We start from the raw sequence: 24,751 nt of genomic DNA, 5'->3' as shown, positions 1-24,751 counted from the left end.
AGTATCTCGTCGGCAACTTGTTCTAGCTCGCTCGGGGTGGGGGTTGGCTTCTTCATACTTTAAAGATAGCTAACTTGTGCAATTTGTTATACACACCTCTCGATATGCCTTCGTATATAATTCCAAAGGCAATCATTTGAATTATCCGTGAGCCTTGTTATTGAATAAAACGGATAATACACCTCAGACGGACGCACAATTTGATGCGCGCCCTGGCAAACAAAAAACAACAGACAAGTCTGCACTTTACTATTCGTTACACTTTCGGTCCATCCGAAAGGTGTAATAGCTATGTTTTTTGCAGCCCTTTTATAATCGCAAACTCAATAAAGTCAATTTATGAAGATTAGAGACTACTTAATTTTATTACTGGTTTTTTGCAGCCTGCCATTTGTGGGCAGCGCGCAGATGACCTTTACCGCCGAGCTTAGCGGGCGCAATGAAGCGACTCCGGTAGTTAGCCGTGCTTTCGGGGAAATTACGGCTGTACTGGACGGCAATGAACTGGCTGTATCGGGCAGTTTCACCGGGCTGGAAGGCAACTTCGACGTCACGGTAGCGGGCGGTTCTCACATTCACACCGGTTATGCCGGAGAGAATGGAGGGATTACCTTCGAGCTAAGCCCCAATCTTGGTATCCTCCTCAAAAGCGGTACATTTGAAGCCGCGTCCAATACCTTTACGCTGTCTGCCGAGGAGATGGATGCGCTGATGGAACGCCGGATGTATGTGAATATCCATACGACTCTTTATCCCGGTGGAGAAATCCGGGGGCAGCTTTTGCCGGAAGGCAACAATTACTTTATCAACCTCTCCGGAAGCAATGAGGTGCCATCTGTCTCTACCAATGGACACGGTGCTCTTGCACTTGATCTAGTGGATGATCAACTGACCGTTACCGGTAGTTTTGCGGACCTGGAGGGCGATTTTGATGCCTCCGTACTGGGGGGTGCCCACCTGCACCTTGCCCTGCCCGGGCAAAACGGAGATGTAGACATTCTGCTGAATGCCACAACTAACCCTGATCTGAAAGGAGGCGTATTCACCGCTGCGGATAACACGTTCGGGCTGGAGCAGAGCCAGGTTGAAGCACTGGAAAACCGCCTTTACTACGCCAATATCCATACGACAACCTACGGCGCAGGCGAACTCCGGGGGCAGGTTGCCTCCATAGCAGCTTCAACCGTTCTGCGGGCACACCTCTCCGGCACCAATGAGCAGCCGGCGGTAACGAGCTACGCAACAGGCGTGGTGCAGGCAGAAGTCATTGAAGACAGCCTGATTGCCTACGGTAGTTTTACCGGTCTGGAAAGCGAAGTAGCCACCGATATCGCTGGTGGTGCCCATATTCATACCGGTCTGGCTGGTGAAAATGGTCCTGTCACCTTTGCACTGACAAGCGACCTGGAGAACAACATGACCGAGGGTACATTTGAGGCGGCAAGCAACCGGTTTGCCCTTACACCAGATGATTTGACGGCCATTTACGACCGCGGCTTTTACGTTAATATTCATACGGCTGATCAGCAAGCTGGCGAAATACGCGGGCAATTATTGCCTGAAGCGCCAATATACCTGACAGCAGTCCTCGGCGGCGGATTTGAAGCCCCTCCGGTCACGACCCGTGCCTTCGGTGCCGTGAAAGCTGAACTTCGGGGCAATATGCTTACCGTATCAGGTTCTTTTAGTGAGTTGAGCAGTGCCGTCGATGTAAGTATCGTCGGTGGTGCCCACCTGCATGTGGGGCTGCCGGGCGAAAACGGGCCGGTGGAATTCCCACTCGCCATTGACCTAAACGATGACCTCAACGGGGGTACATTTGATCCCGTAGACAATACCTTTGAACTGACAGAAGAACAGGTCATGTCGGTCATGAACCGTGCTTACTACGTCAATATTCATACCTTAACGAATGGCGGTGGAGAGCTGCGCGGGCAGCTGCTTGGCGAAGCACGCTATTATATGAATGCAGCTCTGTCCGGAACAAGTGAGGTGCCTGCTGTAAATACGACCGCCACCGGTCAGGTACTGATGGAAGTTCGATCTGATGATATTATCAGTGTCGGCTCTTTTTCCGGGCTTTCCGCTCCGTTTGATGCTGCTGTAGCAGGTGGCGCGCACCTGCACAGCGCACTGGCCGGAAGCAATGGAGGCATAGAAGAAAACCTGTCTTCAGATATCGCCGGAGATGGGCTGAGTGGCGCTTTCCCGGCTGCTGATAACGTGGTGCCTTCCACGGAGGCACTTCGGTCGAGCCTGCGCAACCGCGGGCTATATGTGAATATACACACTGAGGACTTTCAAAGCGGTGAATTGCGCGGACAGACCTTGCCTTTTGCCACGGCTTATTTCACCACATCGCTGGACGCTTTCAATGAAGTGCCGGTAGCTGTGAGCCCTGCCGTTGGTGGCCTTAAGCTGGAGCTCAACGGTGACCAATTGACTGTAACCGGCGCGTTTAGTGGCCTTACTGATGAATTTGATCCGAACATTGGCGGAGGCGCGCACCTCCACCTTGGTGCTCCGGGCGAAAACGGAGGTGTTGATATTGTAATCAATGCCATGACCGCTTCCGATAACCTGTCCGGAACCTTTATGGCCAATAATAACACCTTTACACTTTCAGAAGAGCAGGCCGTTGATCTTATTGCCGGAAATTACTATGCCAATATCCACACGATGGCATACCCTGGTGGTGAACTGCGCGGGCAGATACTCCAACAGAGTAACTTCTTCCCGGTATCCGCCCCTATGATCAACTTCCCACCCGACGGGACAGACTTTCTGCTGGAAGGTGGTGCAACGACGGATTTCTCAGCCACCTGGAGTGCGGCTACCGATGATAGTCCGCTCGCCTATGTGTGGCAGTTGTCCACGGATGCAGACTTTGAAGATATTGTCTTCCAGCAAAATGTAGGCAATAGCACCGAATTCGTAACAGATTTCGAAACGGTTGACGGCCTGTTGGGCAGCCTTGGCGTAGACGTAGGCACAGAGGTCACGGTCTACCACCGGGCGGTAGCCACGGACGGTGCCGTAGCTACAGCGGGTGCGGCTTCTGCTGTCAACATTACGCGTGGAGAAGTAATGGAAGACCTCTTCGAAACCACGCTTTCAGGGCATAATGAAGCACTGCCCATTCTAAGCACAGCAACAGGCTTTGTCTCTGCCTCCCTGTCTGGCAACGAACTGACCGTCTCCGGTGGTTTCGAAGGCCTGAGCAGTAAGATTGCAGAAGAAATTGCAGGGGGTGCCCACCTGCATGCCGGTTTTGCCGGTGAGAATGGACCGGTACTTTATCCGCTAAATATTGAAGTCAGCACGGATTCGCTCAGTGGAGCATTCCTTTCTGACGACAACGTATTCACCCTGAGTGATGAAGAAGTGGCGATGCTTCGCAACAGAGAAATGTACGTCAATATCCACTCTGATAACTTCGGTGGCGGTGAACTTCGAGGTCAACTTACGCCAGTATCCGAAGCCATATATACCATGTCCCTACTGGGTAGCAATGAAGTGCCATCAGCCGTGACATCTGGTCAGGGTGCACTGGTGCTGGAAGTTGCGAATGGCGAACTGACGGTCAGTGGTGCCTTCTCCGGGCTGGAGAGCGATTTTGATGCTGATATTGCTGGTGGTGCCCACTTGCACATTGGGCAGGCGGGTGAAAACGGTGGTATCGAAATTGGTCTCAACGCCGACGTGGATGCCGAACTGAGAAGTGGGGTCTTCCGCGCGGAGGACAATACCTTTACCCTAACCGAGGATCAGCGCGAACTGCTGAACAACCGGTCCCTGTATGCTAATATCCATACGGCAGACTATCCGGGCGGCGAGCTGCGCGGTCAACTTGCAGGTACGCCAAGAGCGGTCTTCCGTGCGCACCTGTCTGGTGCCAATGAAGCTCCTGCTGTAACAAGTATGGCAGGCGGTGCTGTTGTTGCTGAATTGATGGACGACTCGACGATTGTGGTTTCCGGTTCCTTCTCCGGTCTGGAAAGCGCATTGAATACGGATATTGCCGGTGGCGCTCATATCCACATGGGCTTGCCGGGTGAGAATGGCGATGTCATTTTCCCGCTCAACGTTACCGATGAGGGTGGAAATGCAGGTCGTTTCCTGCCATCCGATAACACCTTTACCATCAACGCGGATCAGCTGGAAGCCATGATGAGCCGTGGCTTGTATGTCAATATCCACTCTTTGAATCAGCCATCAGGTGAAATCCGCGGTCAGCTGATGCTGGAAAGCCAGGTGGTCTTCACCGGGTACCTGTCAGGCATTTTTGAAGTGCCTGAAGCTGCCACCGAAGCCCTCGGTGCAGTACAGGCAGAATTGTCTGGTAGCCGGATGACCCTTGCAGGTACCTTCGCCGGGCTGAGCAGCCCTGTAGCTACGGATATTGCCGGCGGTGCACATATTCACGCCGGTTATGCCGGTCAGACGGGTGATGTACTTATTCCATTGGATCTTGACCTGGACGGTGATAATCTTGGGGGTACTTTCGCAGCTATGCCCAACACCTATCAGCTGGAAGAAGATCAAATTGAACTGATGAAAGCCCGTGGTCTGTATGTCAATATACACAGTACCAATATTCAGTCGGGCGAATTGCGTGCCCAGGTGCTGCCCGAAGCCCGGACCTACTTCTATGCGCCCCTCAGTGGTGCCAGTGAGGTACCAGCTGTCAATACGGAAGCAGTAGGTGCGCTCGCACTGGAAGTCAACCCCGGACGGATTACTGCAACAGGTAGCTTTAACGCCCTGTCGAGCATGCTGGAAACCGATATTGCCGGTGGCGCGCACATCCATTTGGGCTACGCCGGTGAAAATGGTGGCGTCCAGAATGTACTGGGTGTACTGGCTGACGCCAATGGCACCAACGGCATCTTCCCCGCCGCCGACAACACCAACATGGCGAGCGAAGGTTGGATAGACACTTTGCGCATGCGTCAGTACTACGTGAACGTCCACTCTATGGATTTCCCATCGGGCGAAGTGCGTGGCCAGCTGCTACCCTTGTCTACCACCTACTTCACCAGCAGCCTGAGTGGCTTCAATGAAGTACAGCCGATCGGATCAGAAGCAGTGGGCGGCATTAAGGCCGAACTGACTGGCGAGACCCTAACGCTGACTGGTGCGTTTTCCGGACTGGAAAGCCCATTCGATGAGAATGTAGCCGGTGGTGCACACCTCCACCTCGGTGGCCCGGGTATGAATGGAGATGTTGATCTTGGGCTGATGCCTACGATAGATGCCGATCAAACAAGTGGAGCATTTATTGCTGCCGACAACACCTACGCCCTCACAGCAGAACAGGTGGAAGCGATCCGCAGTGGCAGCTACTATGTGAATATCCACACGGAGGAGCAACCCGCCGGAGAACTCCGCGGGCAGGTACTTCCGGAAATCAACCGCTTCCCATCGGATGAAGCAGAGATTACAGCTCCCATGGACGGTGCCGCACTGACCATTGAGGGCGATCCAGAAACGCCATTTGCAGCAACCTGGTCTGAAGCAAGCGATCGCGATGACTTGGTGTATATTTGGCAGCTCGCTTCTGAGGAGGATTTTACCGAAGTGCTCGTACAGCAAAATGTGGGCGCGGAGCAGACCTTCGAGACCACCTTTGGTGTGGTGGACCAAATCCTGGAAGACGGGGGCATTGCCATTAACCAAACCGTAACGCTGTACCACCGTGCAGTAGCTTCAGATGGAAGTGTAGCCACTCCGGGCGGCTTCTCAACCGTAGAAGTGACCCGTGGGATGATTACTTCCACACTGGATGTGGCCGCAGCCGGTTTGGGCTTGAAAGCTTTCCCAACGGTTACCCGCAATAACCTAACCGTAGAAATGAGCAGTCAGCAAACCCGGAAAGGACAACTGATGGTGCATAACGGCAACGGGCAGGCGGTACACATTGTACCTGTGGAGCTGTCTTCCGGTACAACAGTTGAGCAACTTGACGTCCGGCAAATGCCTGCGGGCACCTACTTCCTGCGTCTCATCGTAGAGGGGCAGCAAGTCGCAACCCGTCGGTTCATCGTCGAATAAGGCGCTTAATTAGTTAATGGAGAATTGATCAGAGCCGGTAGTGCACGTCACTGCCGGCTTTTTTTAGAGCTTGTTGGGATTTTGCTTTTGGAGCGAACGTAGCCAAATTTTGTTCTGGTCAAGGCGTGATGAGGAAACATAGCCTTAGCTACGTGACCGAAGAATAACGAAGAGCAGGATAAAATTTGGCAAGAGCAGCCCGAAGTGTGAAATCCAAACAAGCTCTTACATTGAAAGGCGCTCTACGGTAAAATCAGGCCCGATCATATGCCGGGCAAGGGCTTTGGTGCCCTGCAGAGGGCCGGAGAAAAAGAGTTGGTGCCTGGTTTCCGCAGAAGGGGAGGCGAGCAGGTGGTGCTCGGTAAGGACCCGTTGTAGTTGGCGGGCTACGGCGGGAGCCGGGTTGATGATAGTTCGTTCCGGGCCGATGATGTCCTGCAGTAGCGGTGCTACAAAAGGGTAGTGGGTACAGCCCAGCACAAAGGTATCGGCCTGCTGCCGGATCATAGGCAACAGGATAGCCTCCAAAAGTTGCCGGGTAGCGGAGGTGTTGAGCTCGCCGGCTTCGATTTGCTCCACCAGGCCAATGCAAGGGTCTTCCAGCAGCGTGATGCCACTGGCGTAGCGCTGCATGAGGTCCGCATAGCGCTGACTTTTAAAAGTGCCGGCGGTAGCGAGTACGCCCACCACACCGGTCTGCGTGGCGTTGGCACCAGGCTTGACGGCCGGCTCCATGCCTACAATGGGTATGTCCGGCCAGGCAGCCCGCAAGGTGCCCAATGCAGCAGCAGAGGCGGTATTGCAAGCCACCACAATAGCTTTAGCGCCTGACTCGATCAGGTACCGGGTAATATCCAGGCTGTACTGACGGATGGTATCGGCAGGCTTAGTGCCGTAGGGGATACGGGCGGTATCGCCGAAATAGAGGAAGGGCTCGGAAGGTAGCAAATCGATAATGGCACGGGCGACCGAAAGGCCGCCTATGCCAGAATCAAATATACCGATGGGTAGGTTGGGCATTGCCGGCAGGCTTAGTTGGCCAGCTTCGCCTTTACCAAATCATTCACATTCTGAGAGTCTTCAGCGTAAAGCAGCACATTTTGGTCGAAAATGAACTGGAAGCCATTCTCTTCTGCTACATCCTTGATGGCCTGATTGACCTTCTCGTAGATCGGGCCCAACAGTTCTTCACGCTTATCGGAAACCTGCTTGCGCATGTCCTGCTCAAAAGCAGCAATTTCCTGCTCGCGTGCCTGCAGCTTTTGTGCTTCTTCCTCCTGTTGCTTAGGAGACAAGTCGCCGCTCTGAACTTTCTGCTGCAAGACACCATAGTCTTGCTGCAACTGCTCCAGCATGCTCTGGCCTTTTTTCTGCAACTGCTTTTGCAGGGCTTCAAGGTTGGCATCCGCTTGCTTTACCTCCGGCATTTCAGCCAGGATAGCTGCAGAGTTGACATAGCCAAACTTTTGGGCCTGTAGCGTGCCAGCGGTCGCTGCAAAGAGGGCTACAAGACAAGTGATTTTCAACAAACTTTTCATTCGTATGCGGTTTGAATTTGTATTGGATCAAATAATTGATCTTTGTTTTTTGCGGGTGCAAAAATAAGAATTTCGTGCTTTTTTGCCTGAAATCCTGCGCCTTATTACTTCAGCTTCTTCATGACGTCTTCCGTTTTGTCGTAAGACGGGTTGGAAAAGATCATGCCGGCACCGCTGGATTTATCAAAAATGAAGTCATAGCCGCGCTCCTGAGCATATTCTTCAATCGCAGCGTAGACGCGTTCCTGAATGGGGCGCACGAGGTCCTGCCGCAGCTTGAATAGATCGCCTTCCGGGCCGAAGCGGGACTTTTGCAGGTCGCGCACTTCCTGCTCCTTGCCCATGATCTCTTCCTCACGGCGCTGTCGTTCGTCTTCGCTCAAAAGGACTTGCTCCGCCTGATAGCGGTTGTACATCCCCTTGATTTTATCGTATTCCTGAGCGATTTCCTGCCGCCATGCCTGTGCGGTTTTGTCGAGGTCGCGCTGCGCTGCCTGGTATTCGTCAATGCTTTCCAGAATGGTATTGACATTCACATAGGCAATGCGCTGGGCGAAGGTGGTGAAGGTGCCGGCTGCCACGATGGTTAGGGTCAGCAGCGCCTTCTTTAGTGATAACTGGTTCATATTTTCGTTGTTTTTGATTTTTTGACGAATGTACGGAACACAACACCATAACGCAACATCCTTCTGTTTGGGTGCCTCAACTGCCCGTTGTTTAACCTCGATTTAACGCACAAAGGCTTTTTTAACGCGGGCGCAACAATTGCCCCGGTTGCTGCTGTTGTACTCATCAATACAACACAACTATGGCTGCATCTCAATCCGTTACCACCATTTCTTTTTTCCGGTATCAGTCTCTGCCCAACCGTTGGTGGGGCTTTAAGCAAATGGGGCTGGCCGGGGAATCGCTGTCTCAGGTAGAAGGGTTGCGTTTCCACAAAATGCTGGGCAGCGGGGCAGGCAATGGCTTCAGCATCTGGCCCAATTTCGGTGTTTACGGTCTGCTTGGAGTATGGGAAAACGAAGGTGCGGCAACGCGCTTCTTTCAAAAGCATGCGCTGTTTGCGGAATTCCGGGAGCGCTGCGCGGGCTGGTGGACGGTCTACATGGAGGCGGCCAAAGCGCATGGCGAGTGGGAAGGGGAGATGCCTTTCCCCATCACTACAGATTATGATCCCGCCCGCCCGGTAGCGGTAATCACCCGGGCGACCATTCACACCCGCCACCTGTGGCGATTCTGGCGTTTTGTGCCCCCGGTAAGCCGCTCGGTGGAGGACAAGGAAGGGCTGCTGTTTTCCGTAGGCATTGGCGAGCTGCCCCTTGTACAGCAGGCCACCTTCAGCCTCTGGCAAAACAGTGAGCTCATGACCGCTTATGCCTACCGCAGCCAATACCACAAAGAGGTGGTGCGCCGTACCCGTGAATTGGGCTGGTACAAGGAGGAGCTATTCTGCCGTTTCCACCCTTACCGTACGGAGGGAGATTGGGAAGAGGGGCGTACGCCGGCATCGGTGTTGTTTCAGCCAGCATAATTACAGACTTTTGCACAAAAGAAAAACGACCCATGCTCGAACTCAACTATAAAACCTTCGGACAAGGCGAACCGCTCATCATACTGCACGGGCTGTTCGGCACCCTCGATAACTGGCAGACCCTTGGCAAAAAACTGGCGGAGCATTACACCGTTTATCTGGTAGACCAACGCAACCATGGGCGCTCGCCCCACGATGAGGCACATACCTATACCGCCATGGCCGAAGACCTGCACCACTTTATGGAGTCCCACTGGATTTTCAAAGCCCACATCCTGGGGCACTCCATGGGCGGCAAAACAGCCATGGCCTTCGCCCAACATTACCCGGACATGGTGGACAAATTGATTGTGGTGGATATTGCCCCCAAAGCCTACACCGGTGGGCATGAGGAGATATTCAAAGCCCTGCAAAGCCTTGACCTGTCCGCGATTGACAGCCGGGGAGAAGCCGAGGATATGCTGAAAGCCCAGATCAATAGCCTGGGTATCCGCCAGTTTTTGTTAAAAAACCTGACCCGCAGCAAATCCGGTGCTTACCGTTGGAAAATGAACCTGGATGCCCTGTGGAACCACTATGCTGATATCCTGGATGCTTTGCCCGGGCAGCACCCGCCCTTTGAAGGCCCCACGCTGTTTGTGCGCGGCGGGCGCTCCGATTACATTCAGGACAGCGACCTGCCTGACTTGGAAGCCCACTTCCCCAAATACCAGCTCAAGACCATCGACAAAGCCGGGCACTGGGTGCATGCCGAGGCACCGAAGGCACTATTGGAAGCCTTAGAATCGTTTTTAGAGGCTTAAACTACGGTACATGCCAGGTATTTATTTTCATATTCCATTTTGCAAGCAAGCCTGCCACTACTGCAATTTCCACTTCTCCACCTCGCTGAAGTACAAGTCGCAGGTAGTGGAAGCCATGCTGAAGGAGCTGCACTGGCGCGCGGGCTACCTGCCACAGGAGCCTTTGCAAAGCCTTTACTTTGGCGGGGGGACACCCAGCCTGCTGGAAGCGGAGGAACTGGCTGCGTTTTTCGACGCCGTTGCCCGGCACTTCGAACTCGCGCCGGATGCCGAAATCACCCTTGAGGCCAACCCCGATGACCTCACACCGGAAAAGCTGCAAGCCCTGCGCGCATCGCCGGTCAACCGGCTGAGCATTGGCATTCAGTCTTTTTTCGAAGAAGACCTCACCTTTTTCAACCGGGCACATAATGCGGCTGAAGCCCGTCAGTGTGTGGAACGCGCCCGCGCCGCTGGCTTCCGCGACCTTACCGTCGACCTCATCTACGGCGCGCCCACCATGCCTGATGCGCATTGGGCCGCCAATCTGCAAACGGTTTTGGAGGCTGAAGTACCCCACTTTTCCGCCTATGCTCTGACGGTAGAGCCGCAGACCGCCCTCGACTATTTTGTAAGAAAAGGCAAAGTTCCCCCGGTGGAGGAAGCTGCCGCTGCCCGCCACTTTGAGATGCTGGTAGAGCTGACTGGTGCCGCAGGGTATGAACAATACGAGGTGTCCAATTTTGCCCTGCCCGGGCGCTACGCCCTGCACAACAGCAGCTACTGGAAAGGAGAGCCCTACCTCGGCATTGGCCCCTCTGCCCACAGTTTCAACGGGCATAGCCGGCAGTGGAACGTGGCCAATAACGCGAAGTACCTCAAAGCGATGGCATCCTCTGATCTGGGCCAGGCGATCGGCTTAGGGCTGTTTGAAAAAGAGGAACTCAGCACTGCCGATCAGTACAATGAATATGTGATGACCGGTCTTCGGACCATCTGGGGGGTTAGCCTGGGCACTATCCGGAGCCGTTTTGGAGTGGAATATGCGGCACACTTTGAGCGGGAAGTTGCCCGTTTTGAGGCGGCGGGGCAGGTGGCTTCAGCGCATGGCAAATACTGGCTGCCTGGCACCCACCGTTTTATGGCAGATGGTATTGCTGCCGATTTATTTTGGTAAGAGAAAATTTTGAGCATATGAGCAATTCCATTCGGGTGGCCCTTTTTATCGCCGCCTTTCAATTGTTTTTTACGGCTATTTCGGCACAGATGTTTCCACAATGGCTCTTTCCGGCTGATGCGCCCGGTACGCATGCCTATCTGTTGACTTACACCGTCAGTGAGCAGACCGGGGCATGGGATTTTGAGCAGGCTACCTTGTCTGAGGTCCAATGCAGCCAGCCCGATGGCGTGGATCAGCTACAGGTAACCCGTATGCCCGTTTACGGGGCCGCCCAAAAGTGGACATTGGAATTGGGCGAAGAGGGTGCAATGCAGGCCCGGTTCCACACCGGTCAGCTATGGCACAGGGCACCTGGCACGGCCGGGTTGTTTTATGACACCACCGCCCTGAGACCCGCAGCGACCCCGACCGCAGCTATGGATACGCTGCTCGCCGTAATGCCTGAGCTTTCCGGTACGCCTGAAGCTAGTCGCCTTTCGTTGGTCAGCATAGATGGGCAGCGGGCGTTTGCTTATTTGCTCAATGCGGAAGGCTGGCCCGTGGCAGAATCTTGGCTCGATAAGGGGCAACTGACCGCCTGGCGGACCTATGAATACCGTTGGGATAATTCCGGGCGCTGGGACCGGCAGTTGGTACACAACCGGCTATCCGGACAGCAGCAGCTCGTAGAGCGGCGGATGGTGCAGGCAACGGAGGAAGCCTCTGGTTGGATGGCTGTGCAGGGCGGAGCTGCATACTGGCTGCTGGCAGAAAATGGGCACGCCCGTTACTGGGACGGGCGTAGCGCACAATCAACAACGGCAAGGTGGCAGCTAAAAGGGGAGGCGCTAAGCATTCAGCGTGCCGATCAGCGGGAATCCTTGGTGTACCAGATCAAGTCCAGAGAATCCTGGGGTTGGCAGGTCGCTACAGCGGACGGCGCTCAGGAAGACTGGGTCTGGCTAAATGCCCTTCAGAAGGTACCCCGCAAACTTAAGCGCTGGTGTGACGCTGCTAACGCCGCACACTTTCAAACCTTCATGGAAAAAGGGCGGACCGGACTGCGCGATGGGGAGAACCGTGTGTTGCTCCCCGCCCAATACGATGAGATTGAGCCGGTGCATCCCCGCCTTGCCCTGGTCAAACTGGAAGAGCGGTACGGTCTGGTACAAACGGACGGAAAAGCGTTGTTCCCCATCTACTTTGAAAAGCTGGAATATTTAGGCGACAGCCTGCTGCTGGCTCAACGCAATGGAGGGCAGGGGATACTGCACCTTTCAGGCGATACGCTGGTACCCTTCGTGTATGAACGCCTGATCCCACGTGATGACACCACCTACTGGGCTTTTGCAGGCGGGGAAATGGGCCTGATCAACGATCGCGCCGCCATGCTCCTGTCGCCACAGTTTGACCTCATCCACCCCTTTCAGGGCAATCAGGCCGTAGCTTTAGAAAACGGGCAGACTGGCGTTATTGATACCCAAGGGCAGTGGATGGTAAGCCCAGGCAAGTACGCTGGCCTTATTCCGGTGGACCTGGAAGGCTACCTGGTACAAGCGCAGGACAACAACTGGGGCTTTATCAACCGGGAGGGGCAATTGATGATTGAGCCCGTCTATGGGCATTTGCGGGCACTGACTAAAGGTGTGCTCGTAGGGCAGCAGGAGGGGCGCTTTGGCCTGCTGAGGACGACAGGGGAGCTGCTGACGCCCATGAAATACCGGATGCTTAAAGGTTGCGGGGATTACACCACCACGCAGGAACTTTGTCAGATACTGGCTGAGAACAATGCCGTGGCGCAATTCGTATCCGATGACCGCTTCGGGTACTTCGATGCCCGGGGGCAGGCGCATCCTCCGGTATTGCCTTCGCCTGCGGAACTTGAAGCGGATTACAAAGCGGATACGGTGGAGCATGGACTCATTCTGACCTATCCAAAGACATGGCAACTGGAAAGAAGCATTCAAAAGCTCTACAAGCAGGGCGACTACGGGCAGTCCCGGGTGGTGTACGAATTCCTGCCTGCCGGCGGGCAATCGCTGGAAGACTGGGCGGGCAAAAATCTGGCAAAAGCCACTGCCTCAATCACTTTGGACCAACAACCTGCATTAGCCTATACGGAGCGGGAGCGGGTCCGCTACTATGATTTTTTCAGGAAGCATATTTACTGCTTGTCGGAGGATGGGCAGACGGTCATACACCTGGAGTTATCCTGTAAGGATGCTAATTTTCTGGAGAGTATTCCTGATTTGTATGAGATCGGGCAGCTTCTCAGGTTTGAACAAGAAGGAGGATAAAATGCACAGGGTTTATCGTTATTCCATTGAAACTTCTATATTTGGTGCCGGAATAATAGCATAGTCTACTCAAAACATTGAGAATCGGATAAAAAGTTTAATCCTAATTAACCATAACTTTTTACTATGAAAAGACTATTATTTTTCTTGCCATTGCTCTTCAGCTTTATGCTGATTACGGATTCTGCTACTGCACAGGAATACCGCACTGCTGTAGGGGCCCGGCTTGGTTATCCACTTTCTCTTTCTATCAAGCATTTTCTGAATGATAATGGACATGCCGTGGAAGCATACGTCGGGACAAGAGGATGGGGTTACGGGCGCTGGGTAAATGTTAGCGCAGGTTATCAGATCCACAAACCGCTGGATATAGAAGGGCTTGAGGGTCTGCACTGGTATTATGGTGGCGGAGCTACTGTATTTTTCTGGAACTATGACAATGCCTTCGCTTTTGACGATGACTACTCTTCAACCGCTATTGGCATACAAGGGTATCTTGGTCTGGATTATGCATTTGATGACGCGCCGGTTAATATAAGCGTAGACTGGATACCGACGTTTTCCTTCAATGGCTATCTTAGCGGCTTTGGTGGCGGCTACGGAAGTGTAGGCGTCCGTTACATTCTGGGGCAATAGCCTAAACCGCTTTACACCAAACTAAAAGAAGCAGCTGAGCGTACGTTCAGCTGCTTCTTCTGTTAGGTGGGGCCACCGTGGCCTGCCGGAGTTTTAAGCATGCATATTGCGGAGCCCCTCCGGATCAACGATCTTGATCGCACCGTCAATCACTTCAATATAGCCATCCTCCTTGAATTCGGTAAGCATACGGATAACGCTCTCTTTGGCGGTACCTACGATGCGCGCCAGGTCATCACGCAGAATACTGATATTGCCTTCGCCCTGCTTTTCGTGCAGGAGCAGGATGGCATCCGCTACTCGCCGCCGCACGGAGTTGTACGCGAGGTTGAGCAGTTGTTCCTCCTTGGCAGTGACGTTGCTGGCCAGCATTTTAATCATCTGGGAAGCTACGTCCCGGTTGGCATTCAGCAGCTTTGAAAAATCCTCCTTTGGGATCAGGCTGATCTCTGTTTCCTCCATGGCGGCTGCGGACTCTGTGTACTTTTCCTCTTTCAGCAAGTCCAGGTAACCGAAGAAGTCCCCTTCCTTGCAGATTTCAATGATGTATTCCTTCCCATCCTCGTTGGTCTTAAAGACTTTGGCTTTGCCGGATTTGACAAAGTAGAGATAGCGGGGGTAGTCGCCCTCTTCAAAAATGAGGTCACGCCGCTTGTAGTGTTTGACTTTCCGCTCATCCGATAGTTTGCGGAGTTCTTCGTACCCTTTCGCCTCGTTGATGAAAGCCGTAAGGCCCTGCTCGGTTTTGTCAAACTGCTTTTTGAGCCGTTCGCTTTTTTCCAGGCGGGTTTCGATGACATCGAGCAGCTCGTCTTTGTAGAAAGGCTTAGTGACGTAGTCGTCGGCCCCGAGGTTCATGCCCCGGCGGAAGTCGGATTTTTCCGTTTTTGCGGTAAGAAAAATGAACGGCACATTGGAAGTCGCGCTCTTCTTGCTAAGGATATTGAGCACGCCAAACCCGTCGAGGTGCGGCATCATCACATCGCACAGGATGAGGTCAGGCGGGTTGGTCAGGGCTTTTTCAACACCTACTTTACCATCTTCGGCGGTTGTCACCTGATAGCCGGAAAGCTCAAGGATTTCTTCCAGGTTTTCACGTACTTCCTCATTATCTTCAATGACTAGGATTTTTTTCATCGCTGTTTTTTATCTGGTTACAGTCCTCAAATATAGTTAGAATACCTGTTCTTTAAATAAAGCGGGTACCTGTTATCATGGCTTACAGCTTGCGGAGTGTTTTAGTGATGCTCTAAGGGGATCGTTACCCTGAACGTTGAGCCTTGTTCGGGTACGCTTTCAAAAGTGATATGCCCGCCCAGGAGATCCACATAACCTTTGACGATATTGAGCCCGAGCCCCGTGCCCTGTATGTTTTCTACATTATGCGCCCTGAAAAAGCGGGTGAATAAATGCTGTTGCTCGGATTCAGGTATACCGATGCCATAGTCCTGTATGGCGATTTTCAAATCCCCGTTTTTCCTTTCTACCTTGCAATCTATGGGCTGCCCCTCACCGCTGTACTTGATGGCATTGGAAAGCAGATTGTAGAAAATATTTTGCAGGATTCTACGGTCCGTATTCAGGTCGGGAATTTGTTCAAGGCCTTTGATGTTTAGCTGTTGTCCTTTTTTAAGCATGCCCTGTACGCCCTCTTCCACTTCCTTCCAAACTGCTGTAAGTTCAAACTCGGAAGGGTTGAAGCTTAGCTTGCCCTCTTCGAGCCGGCTCAGCGACAGAAAATCGTTGAGGATACTGGTCAGGTTGGCTACCGAGGTCTTGATCCTTTGGGTATGCCGAAGGCGCTTCTTTTGCTGTTCTTCGTTCTGATAAGCTTCGATGAGATCGGCAGAGGAAAGAATTGTACTCAGCGGCGTCCGGAACTCATGAGAAGCCATGGAGACAAACCGGGATTTGAGCTCGTTGAGCTCCTTTTCCTTTTCCAGGGCGGTGGTCAGCTGTTTCTCTTTGGTTTTCAGTGCAGCCTCGGCGGTTTCCCGCTCTTTGATCTCATGCTTGAGCTGTTTGTTGATGCCAAGCAGCTGATTGACCACCTCGGCAAGCTCTTCCGTACGGGCAGCGACCCGCTTTTCCAGCTCCTGATTGAGCCGGATGATCCGGTCTTCAGCCTCCCGTTGCGCACTGATGTCTATGCCGGAGCTCAGGGTGCCGGTAATTTGCCCCTCGTCATCCCTCAGTAAAGTGTTGTGCCAGGCCACCAGGTGTTGCTTTCCGGAAGCAGACTGTATATAATTCTCATAGTACTCAATGTCCCTGCCATCCATCAGAGCCCGGAAGACCACTTTGACTTCGCTCCGGTAGTTGTCAGGGATGAAATGGTCCACCCAGTCCTTGCCAATCGCTTCGTTGGGTTCGACTTCAAGAATCTTCCGGCCTTTGTCGTTGAGTAAATTTATTTTGCCATCGCGGTCCAGAATAACAATGATCGTATTAGCGATATTCAAATAGCGTTGGGCGCGCTCCTTCTCCCTTTGTAGGGCCGATTCGGCGGTCTTTTGCTGGGTGAGGTCGTGGACGATGCCGGTGAACAATCGGCGGTCCCCCATTTCCACTTCGCTAATGCTGAGCCTGATTGGAAATTGAGAGCCGTCTTTGCGCTGAGCCATTACTTCACGGCCGATGCCAATGATTTGAGCCTCCCCGGTTTTCATGTAGCGGGCAATGTAGTTGTCGTGCTGTTGGGCATGATGCGCCGGCATGAGCATATTGATGCTTTGTCCGAGCATTTCCGCTTTCGAATATCCAAAAAGTTGAGCGGCAGCCTGATTGACTAAGACCATGCGACCCCTGGCATCAATAGAAATGATGCCGTCCGTTGCAGACTGAATAATGGCCTCCAACTGAAGGGCTGCTTCTTCGGGCGCTAAAGATTTAAATAATTGGCTCAAAATGTTTGTGCGTGAAATTGGTATTTGCGATAATGGCTTGGTCAGGGCAAAATCAGCAGGCAAGTTAACAGGTAAGCCCGGTGGAAAAAGATGACAAATGTCACCCCTCTGCCTTGATTGATGTCATGTCCTGGTCTGCTGAGACCCCGTTAAATTGATGTAGAATCCTACCAAAACGCCAGTGCTATGAGAAAAATACTGATTCCAACCGATTTCTCCTCTAATGCCATGGGCGCCCTCCAATACGGAGTTGGGCTGGCCAATGCCATAGGCAATGTAGAGCTGACTTTACTGCACACTTACGAAGTGCATAGCAACGCAGGCATGTTTGTATCGGTCAGCGACTTTATGAAAAAGGATGCCGTAGACCAGTCCCTTGAGGCTATAAAGGCTGTAGAGCCCAGGCTGCAAAACGGCGTCACCATTGATAGCCAAATCCTTCGGGGGCCTACTGTAGACCTGATCACCGACTTTGCCCAGCGCAACCGGTATGACCTCATTCTGATGGGTACACAGGGCGCCTCAGGTTTGCAGGAGATATTTTTTGGCAGCACCACAAATGCTGTGCTGAAGCAGGCTGACGTACCGGTACTTGCGGTCCCTGCCGGCTACAGGTATACGCCAGTGGAAAAGATTGTACTGGCCATCGATGAAGAAGGGCTGGAAGATCGCGAAATGGTAAAGCCGATGTCGGTGATTTCTAAAGCATTTGATGCACCGGTTTGTGTTTTTCACCAATCGGCCGCCTTTGAAGAGGATGGCATCGACCCCAGCGTGGACGAGGCGCTGAGCGGCATTGACCATTCTTTCCACTACGAGCTCGAAGAAGAAAACGTCAATGAGAGCATCAATAACTTCGTAATAGACTGCGGGGCGCAACTGCTGGTGATGGTGCGGCGGCAGCGAGGCTTCCTGGAGGAAGTTTTCCACGTAAGTGCCACGACCAGGAAGGTGTTCAATACGCCCGTACCCCTGCTTATTCTGAAAGAGGGTTAAGGGGGGGCTAATGCGTCCGGTCAAAGTCTTCAGCAATTTCTAGTAACATGTGGATGTCGCTGAAAAACTCCCGTATCAACTCGAAGCTGAGGTTAGAGCGCAGAATGTGGGGCTCCAGCAGGTCTTTATCTTCCGTAACGGCAGCATAGATTTCCCGGTTGATGAAAGACATGTAAATTTCCTTGCCTGTTGCTTTTCTGAAATCCACAATGGCTTGCTGCATGGGTTCGGAAAGGATACCGATGACGTGCGTCCGTTGAGTGGCGTAAACAAGGTAGACTTCCCGGAATTCAGGGTTAAGGATTTCATCGCTCACGTCAATGCCGCCCAGCCAGGTAAAGTCCCGGATGGCCCGGAAGTGCCGGTGGCGGTACCTTTTGGGCCAGATGATGATCCTGCCTTTTGCTTCTTCCGGAAAAGTAGCGTGCATGAAAACGCCCTTGAACAACTGCTGTAGCCCGTTCTTCACCGGAGAGGTTTCTGAGACAAACAACTCGCACATTTCAAACTCCAGGTTGCCTACTTTTCCGGTGATGAAATCCTCCCCGTGGTAGCTGTCAGCAGGGGTGGCAAAGAGTTGGCTGGCCAGGAAGCGTTTGCGGTCAATAAAACCCTTGGGGTCATATTTCAGGGGGTAATTGACATCATAATTGATACCATCATCAATAAAATCAAGGACCAAATTAATGACATTCGGCTTGAAGGTATTCCGGAACCGCTGAATCCGGTAGGCGAGGTAGAAAAGAAAAAGCCCGATCGGAATGGCCAGTGCAAGGGTAAGCGCCCAGATATCGAGGTAGAATTCGAGCAGGAAGATACCGGCAAGAAGGAGACCGGACAGCACAAACAACCGGATCAGGCGAAGCCGCCGCCGTTCCATCCGCAGTAACTCCGGATGAATGGTATGGTTGTAATACATTCGGAACTCTTCAATCCGCTTCATACGGGCTAAAATAGGTCAAAATTCATTCTTCCGGGCTGCTCAGCCAACCTTAACGCTCTTTTTATCCTCCTTGAGGAGCACAAAGTTTGAACTATTGTCTAAAATGCTGTAATTTTGCAAACTTATGAAACGACTACTGTTACTCGTGATCATCAGTATAAGCCTGGCTTCCTGTAAAAGCGAGTTTGAAAAGATACGTACGAGCGGTGATGTGGACCGTATATACACCAAAGCGATGGCGTATTACGAGGCGGAGGAGTACCAAAAGGCGCAGGCGCTGTTTGAGATTATCATCAGCAGCTACCGTGGCAAGCGTGAGGCAGAGGATATCTACTTCAAGTACGCCTACACCTACTACCATCTGGAGCAGTTTATCCTGGCCGCTTATTACTTTAAAAATTTCTCGACCACGTACGGTACCAGCGAACTCAGAGAAGAAGCAGATTTTATGTCGGCTTATGCCAACTATCAGCTGTCTCCAACGTTCCGTCTGGACCAGCAGTACACCATTGAAGCGATTGAAGGCTTTCAGCTGTTTGTCAATACTTACCCGAACAGTGACCGGGTGGAGCAGTGCAATAAGCTGATTGATGCCATGCGGGCCAAGCTGGAGCTCAAAGCTTATAAAGCGGCAGAGCTTTACTATGACCTGCAGGATTATCAGGCGGCTATTCAGTCGTTCGAAAATGTACTCAAAGACTTCCCGGATACCCAAAACCGTATTGAAATCGGTTACATGATTATCCGGTCGGCTTACCTGCTGGCAAAGAACAGCTTTGTCGAAAAACAAAAAGAACGCTATACGGATGCAGTGGAGCGTGCTTCTGAGTTTCTGGAAAGGTATAGCGACAGCCGTTATGCCGACGAAGTTCAGAAGATGTATGAACAGTCAACCGATCAATTAAAAGAATTAGAGAATGTCAGATATCAAGACGAAAGTACAGGGGCTAGATCCTAATGTTAAGGCGCGTGATGTGCACGGCCTGGCTGCCAATACCGGCAATGTGTATGAAGCACTCGCGATCATCACGAAGCGGTCTCGTCAGCTGGCAATAGAACTTAAGCACGAGCTGCACCAGAAGCTTGAAGAATTCGCGGTATCTTCTGATGCCATCGAAGAAGTAAGCGAAAACAAGGAGCAGATCGAAATTTCCAAGTTCTACGAGCGCCTCCCTAACCCTGTGGTTATCGCTTCTGAAGAATATATCAATGGCGAGCTTTACAGCCGTTACAACAAAAAGCAGGAAGACGACCTCTAGCGTTGTCTGTGCACACTGATTTTTCCGGAGAGCAGAGGATAGGCGCGCCCTTTCCCCTGCTCTTCGTTATTCATAGGGTATCTATGGCCAACCAATCGTCCTGACCATGTCCGCACTCCACGGCAAGAAAATAATATTAGGCATTACCGGTAGCATAGCCGCCTACAAGGCAGCCTCGCTGGTGCGGCTGCTGATCAAGGCAGGAGCCGAAGTACAGGTGCTGATGACTGCGGCGGCTACTGACTTTATCACGCCCCTTACCCTGGCTACCCTTTCCCGGAACAAGGTGCATACCGATGTGGCATCCGGCGACAGCTGGAACAACCATGTGGAGATGGGGCTCTGGGCGGATGCTATGGTGCTTGCTCCGCTAACTGCAACCACTCTGGCTAAGCTGTCGCAGGGCATTTGCGATAATATCATCGCTGCCACTTACCTTTCTGCGCGTTGCCCCGTGTTCTTTGCACCGGCTATGGACCTGGACATGTGGAAACATCCGGCAACACAGGAAAACGTTAGTCGGCTACAGCGCTTCGGGAATCAGCTGATTCCGGTCGGGAAAGGCGAGTTGGCAAGCGGACTGGTAGGAGAGGGGCGCATGGCAGAGCCGGAAATCATCCTGGAAGTCCTTGGCGGGCACTTCAGCAGGGCGCAAAGCCTGAGCGGCAAACGGGTACTTGTCACAGCAGGCCCAACGTACGAGCCTATTGATCCGGTCCGCTTTATCGGTAACCGCTCGAGTGGCAAAATGGGAGTGGCCATTGCGGATGAACTGAGCGCGCGTGGTGCGGCGGTTCATCTGATTTTGGGGCCCTCAGCTTTGTCGCCCGGCCAGCCTGGGGTTGAGGTCGTTCGGGTAGGCACCGCCCTGGAAATGCACGCCGCCGCCACAGCCGTATTTGACCGCTGTGATGCTGCTGTACTGGCAGCCGCTGTAGCAGACTACCGGCCGGCTGAAGCCGCTGAACAAAAAATAAAGAAATCAGGGGACGAAATGCAGGTGTCCCTGGTCAGGAACCCAGACATTGCTGCATCGCTCGGTCAAAGCAAATCTGCCCATCAAAAACTGGTAGGCTTTGCGCTGGAAACCCAAAATGGGCTGGAAAACGCACAGTCCAAGCTGGAAAGCAAAAATCTGGACCTTATCGTTCTGAACAGCCTGACGGATAGCGGCGCGGGCTTTAACCATGATACGAATAAAATCACTATCCTGGATCGAGGCAATAAGAAACGCGAATTTGAGTTAAAAACCAAGGCAGCTGTAGCTGCTGACATCGTCGATGCCCTTCAGGAACTATGGGGCTGAACCGAAAAGCATAAGTACCATGAGAAAATTAATCCTATCCGGAATATTACTGTGCGGCCTGTTCGCTATGCAAGCGCAGGAGCTGGAAGTTATCGTCCGTACCAATACCCAGAAACTCCAACAGGCAGATCCGCAAATTTTTGAGACGCTGGCTAGCTCCATCGCAGAGTTCATGAACAACCAAAAGTGGACGGATGACGCTTTCGAGCCTGAAGAACGCATTAAAGCCAATATCCTGATTACCATTCAGGAAGAGCTTTCGCAGGTGGCTTTTAAGGCAGATATTGCCGTTCAGGCTTCCCGGCCCGTGTACAATAGCAACTACGATACGCCGCTGCTCAACTACATCGACAAGGGCGTAGTCTTCAGCTATGAGCCTTTTCAGCCGATTCAGTTTAGCCAGAACCGATTTAATGATAACCTGTCCTCCTGCCTGGCTTTTTACGCTTACATTATTCTGGGGCTCGACTACGACAGCTTCGCTGCCTTCGGGGGAGAGCCCTACTTCCAGGCGGCACAGGAGATTGTAAATATGGTACCCGATGGTGCGGCAGCGGCAAGCCCGGGATGGCGAGCTATCGATGGAGACCCCAGCCGGTTTTTTCTGATTGAGAACCTAACCTCGCCAAGGGTACGCCCATTCCGGCAGGCTTGGTATGAGTACCACCGGCAGGGGCTGGATGTGGCTGCAAATGATGTGGCGACCTGCCGGGCTATCATTGCCGCGTCTATGGAACAGTTCCGGGATGTAGATCAGGCCTATCCCAACTCTATGATCATACAGACCTTCTCGGATACCAAAGCCGATGAAATTATGGAGATCTTCAAGAAAGGAACGCCTCAGGAAAAGAACAAAGTGGTGCAAACCATGACCCGCCTAGATGCTTCCAATACCTCTAAATTCAGAGCGTTGAAATAAACGGCCCAAACTCACTCAGGACTATGCCATTCAAGACCCTTCTTTCGCTCCTTTTTTTGCTGGCCTTCAATGCCGGTTTGCTTGCACAGCAGGACCGTGTCCCAGGGGAAATATCCTGGGGGCCGGATATGACTGAGCCCTCCAGGTCCAGTATCACCAAGGTTGTGGAGGTCGCTCCTGAGGCCTACTACGTTTTGCGGGAGCGCCAACCCAGTGCAATCGCACGTGGCGAGGTCTTCATCGAACAATACGATAATCAGCAGCGGCTGAAACGTTCTGTGGAGCTGCCGCTCAAGTACAAGCGGAAGTGGCGCGAGTTTGAGGATTTGATGAAAATTGGCGGGAATTTTTACTTTTTTACCAGCTTCAATAACGAAGCTCAAAAGACCAATTACCTCTTTTATCAAAAACTGAACAGCCGCCTGCAGCCTGAGCGCAGCCTGAAAAAAATCGCAGAAATCCCTGCGGCTAACCGGGCGCGTGGCGGTGCTTTCAACCTGCTTTTGTCCCAGGATAGCTCCAAGGTGCTGCTATACAGTCAGCTGGACAGCAAACGCAAAGAGCCAGAGCGCTTTGCCATCCGCGTATTTGACAATCAAATGCAGGAGCTTTGGTCCAAGAATATCCGGTTGCCCTACAGCGAACAGCAATTTGCAGTGGAGGACTACCGAATCGACGAAAACGGTAATGTTTACCTGCTTTGTATTCAGTTCCTGGACGGTTCAACGCAGGCGGTTCGGCGTGGGCTGGCCAATTATCAATACGTCATCCTGGCTTACACCAATAACGGTGAAAACAAACAAGAGTACCGCATCGCCGTAAAGGATAAGTTTATCACAGACATGACTTTCCGGATTGGCAATGAAGGAGACTTGATTTGCGCAGGCTTCTTCTCGGACAGAGGCACCACAAGTATCAAAGGGACTTGTTTTTTCCGGGTAGATCCGGAGACAGAAGAAGCCTTCAATATCAGCCTCCAGGAGTTCGACTTTGACTTCAGGACCGCTTTTATGCGGGCAGGCCAGCAAAGGCGTGCCGAGCGTGCTGAGGAATCCGGAAATGCGAATCAGCAGGCAGAGCTCGACCGCTTTGCCCTCAATGATCTGATCCTGCGCAGTGACGGTGGTGCCGTTATTGTGGCTGAACAGTACTTTGTATACCAGCGCACCTACCGGATGTGGGATGGCACCCTTCAGTTTGATGAATTTTACAACTACAACGATATTATTGTCGTCAACATCAGGCCGGACGGCTCTATGGAGTGGTCCGTGCGCATCCCAAAACGGCAGGAAACCGTCAACGATGGCGGCTATTACTCCTCCTATGCAATGGCGGTTGTGCGGGACCGGCTTTACTTCATTTTTAACGATAACAGCCGCAATTACACCTCGGATAACGACAACTTCCTGTACAATTTTAATGGGCGGAACTCCATCATTACGCTGGCCGAAATTCGCAAAGGCGGTGAACTGGAGATGTACCCGCTTTTCAATAACCGGGATGCAGGAGTGATCACCCGCCCAAAAATTTGTAAACAAACCGGAAGCCGGAAAATGATCATTTACGGAGAACGCGGGCGTTCCTATCGGCTCGGGGAGTTGCAGTTTCAGTGATAGGAAGTTCTTCATTAAGGAAAGTTGGGTGATTTGGGCATGCCCAACCTCCTAATCTGCGGGCAGTCCAATGGGCAGCAGCCTGGACTGAATGATCGAGGGGCCCACCATCTGTACTATTGCCCGGTCCAAAGTCTCGATACCGAATCTTCAGGGTGTCCCAAAAAAGTGTAATTTGGGGCGTGTGGCCATGCAAAGCCATATATACTCATATGCTCGACCGAAACATCATGGAAAGAATCGCCATTTTTGCTTCCGGAACAGGGAGTAACGCAAAAAAAATTATTGAATATTTTAGTGGACATCCTAATATTGAAGTAGGGCTGGTCGTTGCTAATAAACCCGATGCCCCTGTTTTGACAATGGCAGAGGCGCACGGTATTGAGACCCTTCGCATCAACCGGTCAGGATTTTATCAGTCAGAAGCCATACTGGGGCAACTGGCAGATTTAAAGGTCACCTTCATTGTGTTGGCCGGATTTTTATGGTTGGTCCCTGCATATCTGGTCAGTGCGTACCGGGAGCGTATGGTAAACATACACCCCGCTTTGCTGCCTGAATTTGGAGGCAAAGGCATGTATGGCATGCATGTACACCGGGCAGTGAAAAATGCCGGTGTGCCTCAAACCGGAATTACCATACATTTGGTAAACGAAGCGTACGATGAAGGGGATGCTCTTTTCCAGGCTCGTTGTACCGTCAACGCATCGGATACCCCTGAGCAAATCGCAGGTAAGGTCCTTCAGTTGGAACACGAGCACTTTGCACCTGTTATCGAGAAATACATTAAAGCATTAAATTCTTAATAT

19 protein-coding genes are annotated in these 24,751 nt (G+C 52.3%); 13 read left to right on the top strand and 6 right to left on the bottom strand.

What is annotated here, in order from left to right; all coding sequences use genetic code 11:
* The first annotated feature begins 339 nt into the window (after positions 1-339).
* The gene (locus tag MRY86_RS22810) at positions 340-6,054 is read left to right on the top strand and encodes a CHRD domain-containing protein (RefSeq protein WP_293567362.1); all 5,715 of its coding nucleotides are present in this window, start codon (positions 340-342) and stop codon (positions 6,052-6,054) included.
* A 225-nt stretch (positions 6,055-6,279) separates the two neighbouring features.
* Here the strand turns inward: MRY86_RS22810 and murI are convergent, their stop codons facing one another.
* The 3 genes from murI to MRY86_RS22795 all read right to left on the bottom strand — a co-directional run bounded on the left by murI (position 6,280) and on the right by MRY86_RS22795 (position 8,218).
* Entirely contained in the window at positions 6,280-7,074 is a 795-nt protein-coding gene (gene murI / locus MRY86_RS22805; RefSeq protein ID WP_293567360.1) for a glutamate racemase, read from the bottom strand.
* An 11-nt stretch (positions 7,075-7,085) separates the two neighbouring features.
* Positions 7,086-7,592 carry an OmpH family outer membrane protein gene (locus MRY86_RS22800; RefSeq protein WP_282778843.1) on the bottom strand — a complete coding sequence of 169 codons (507 nt, stop codon included), beginning with the start codon at positions 7,590-7,592 and terminating at the stop codon, positions 7,086-7,088.
* Between the two features lie 104 nt (positions 7,593-7,696).
* Complete coding sequence (locus tag MRY86_RS22795) at positions 7,697-8,218, bottom strand: OmpH family outer membrane protein (RefSeq protein ID WP_293567356.1); 522 nt, start codon at positions 8,216-8,218, stop codon at positions 7,697-7,699.
* 182 nt (positions 8,219-8,400) lie between these two features.
* On the opposite strand from MRY86_RS22795, the gene MRY86_RS22790 reads away from it, so the two are divergent.
* From MRY86_RS22790 to MRY86_RS22770, 5 genes are all read left to right on the top strand, one after another.
* A complete protein-coding gene (locus tag MRY86_RS22790) occupies positions 8,401-9,126 on the top strand; it encodes a hypothetical protein (RefSeq protein ID WP_293567353.1) in 726 nt (241 codons plus the stop codon).
* 32 nt (positions 9,127-9,158) lie between these two features.
* Positions 9,159-9,929: an alpha/beta fold hydrolase gene (locus tag MRY86_RS22785; protein WP_293567351.1), complete on the top strand. Its 771-nt coding sequence runs from the start codon at positions 9,159-9,161 to the stop codon at positions 9,927-9,929.
* Positions 9,930-9,939: 10 nt separating this feature from the next.
* Positions 9,940-11,085, top strand: a complete 1,146-nt coding sequence (gene hemW, locus MRY86_RS22780; protein WP_293567349.1) for a radical SAM family heme chaperone HemW — start codon at positions 9,940-9,942, stop codon at positions 11,083-11,085.
* A gap of 17 nt (positions 11,086-11,102) precedes the next feature.
* On the top strand, positions 11,103-13,364 hold the full coding sequence (locus tag MRY86_RS22775) for a WG repeat-containing protein (protein ID WP_293567347.1): 2,262 nt from the start codon (positions 11,103-11,105) through the stop codon (positions 13,362-13,364).
* A 126-nt stretch (positions 13,365-13,490) separates the two neighbouring features.
* Positions 13,491-14,000, top strand: coding sequence for a hypothetical protein (locus MRY86_RS22770; protein ID WP_293567345.1), 510 nt, complete (start codon positions 13,491-13,493; stop codon positions 13,998-14,000).
* Positions 14,001-14,093: 93 nt separating this feature from the next.
* Here the strand turns inward: MRY86_RS22770 and MRY86_RS22765 are convergent, their stop codons facing one another.
* Positions 14,094-15,137 (bottom strand): response regulator, encoded by a 1,044-nt coding sequence (locus MRY86_RS22765; protein WP_282783670.1) that lies wholly within the window; start codon positions 15,135-15,137, stop codon positions 14,094-14,096.
* Between the two features lie 101 nt (positions 15,138-15,238).
* Positions 15,239-16,906: a PAS domain S-box protein gene (locus tag MRY86_RS22760; RefSeq protein WP_293567339.1), complete on the bottom strand. Its 1,668-nt coding sequence runs from the start codon at positions 16,904-16,906 to the stop codon at positions 15,239-15,241.
* Positions 16,907-17,092: 186 nt separating this feature from the next.
* Here MRY86_RS22760 and MRY86_RS22755 point away from each other — a divergent pair, with 186 nt between their 5' ends.
* A complete protein-coding gene (locus MRY86_RS22755; RefSeq protein WP_293567337.1) occupies positions 17,093-17,902 on the top strand; it encodes a universal stress protein in 810 nt (269 codons plus the stop codon).
* 7 nt (positions 17,903-17,909) lie between these two features.
* Here the strand turns inward: MRY86_RS22755 and MRY86_RS22750 are convergent, their stop codons facing one another.
* Complete coding sequence (locus MRY86_RS22750; RefSeq protein ID WP_293567335.1) at positions 17,910-18,845, bottom strand: DUF3137 domain-containing protein; 936 nt, start codon at positions 18,843-18,845, stop codon at positions 17,910-17,912.
* 124 nt (positions 18,846-18,969) lie between these two features.
* Between MRY86_RS22750 and bamD the strand changes: the two genes are divergently transcribed.
* From bamD to MRY86_RS22720, 6 genes are all read left to right on the top strand, one after another.
* On the top strand, positions 18,970-19,803 hold the full coding sequence (gene bamD / locus MRY86_RS22745) for an outer membrane protein assembly factor BamD (RefSeq protein ID WP_293567333.1): 834 nt from the start codon (positions 18,970-18,972) through the stop codon (positions 19,801-19,803).
* Positions 19,763-20,104 (top strand): DNA-directed RNA polymerase subunit omega, encoded by a 342-nt coding sequence (locus tag MRY86_RS22740; RefSeq protein WP_044216754.1) that lies wholly within the window; start codon positions 19,763-19,765, stop codon positions 20,102-20,104. The genes bamD and MRY86_RS22740 overlap by 41 nt, the downstream gene beginning before the upstream one ends.
* Positions 20,105-20,210: 106 nt before the next feature.
* Positions 20,211-21,410, top strand: a complete 1,200-nt coding sequence (gene coaBC / locus MRY86_RS22735; protein ID WP_293567330.1) for a bifunctional phosphopantothenoylcysteine decarboxylase/phosphopantothenate--cysteine ligase CoaBC — start codon at positions 20,211-20,213, stop codon at positions 21,408-21,410.
* A gap of 19 nt (positions 21,411-21,429) precedes the next feature.
* Positions 21,430-22,329: a DUF4835 family protein gene (locus MRY86_RS22730; RefSeq protein ID WP_293567328.1), complete on the top strand. Its 900-nt coding sequence runs from the start codon at positions 21,430-21,432 to the stop codon at positions 22,327-22,329.
* Positions 22,330-22,352: 23 nt separating this feature from the next.
* A complete protein-coding gene (locus tag MRY86_RS22725; RefSeq protein ID WP_293567326.1) occupies positions 22,353-23,942 on the top strand; it encodes a hypothetical protein in 1,590 nt (529 codons plus the stop codon).
* Between the two features lie 212 nt (positions 23,943-24,154).
* A complete protein-coding gene (locus MRY86_RS22720; protein ID WP_293567324.1) occupies positions 24,155-24,748 on the top strand; it encodes a phosphoribosylglycinamide formyltransferase in 594 nt (197 codons plus the stop codon).
* Positions 24,749-24,751 lie beyond the last annotated feature (3 nt).

The sequence above is a fragment of the Phaeodactylibacter sp. genome (assembly GCF_022763345.1).
Lineage (GTDB): Bacteria > Bacteroidota > Bacteroidia > Chitinophagales > Saprospiraceae > Phaeodactylibacter.
Note: the sequence above shows the minus strand (reverse complement) of the source record. Positions and strands in the feature narration are given on the sequence as shown.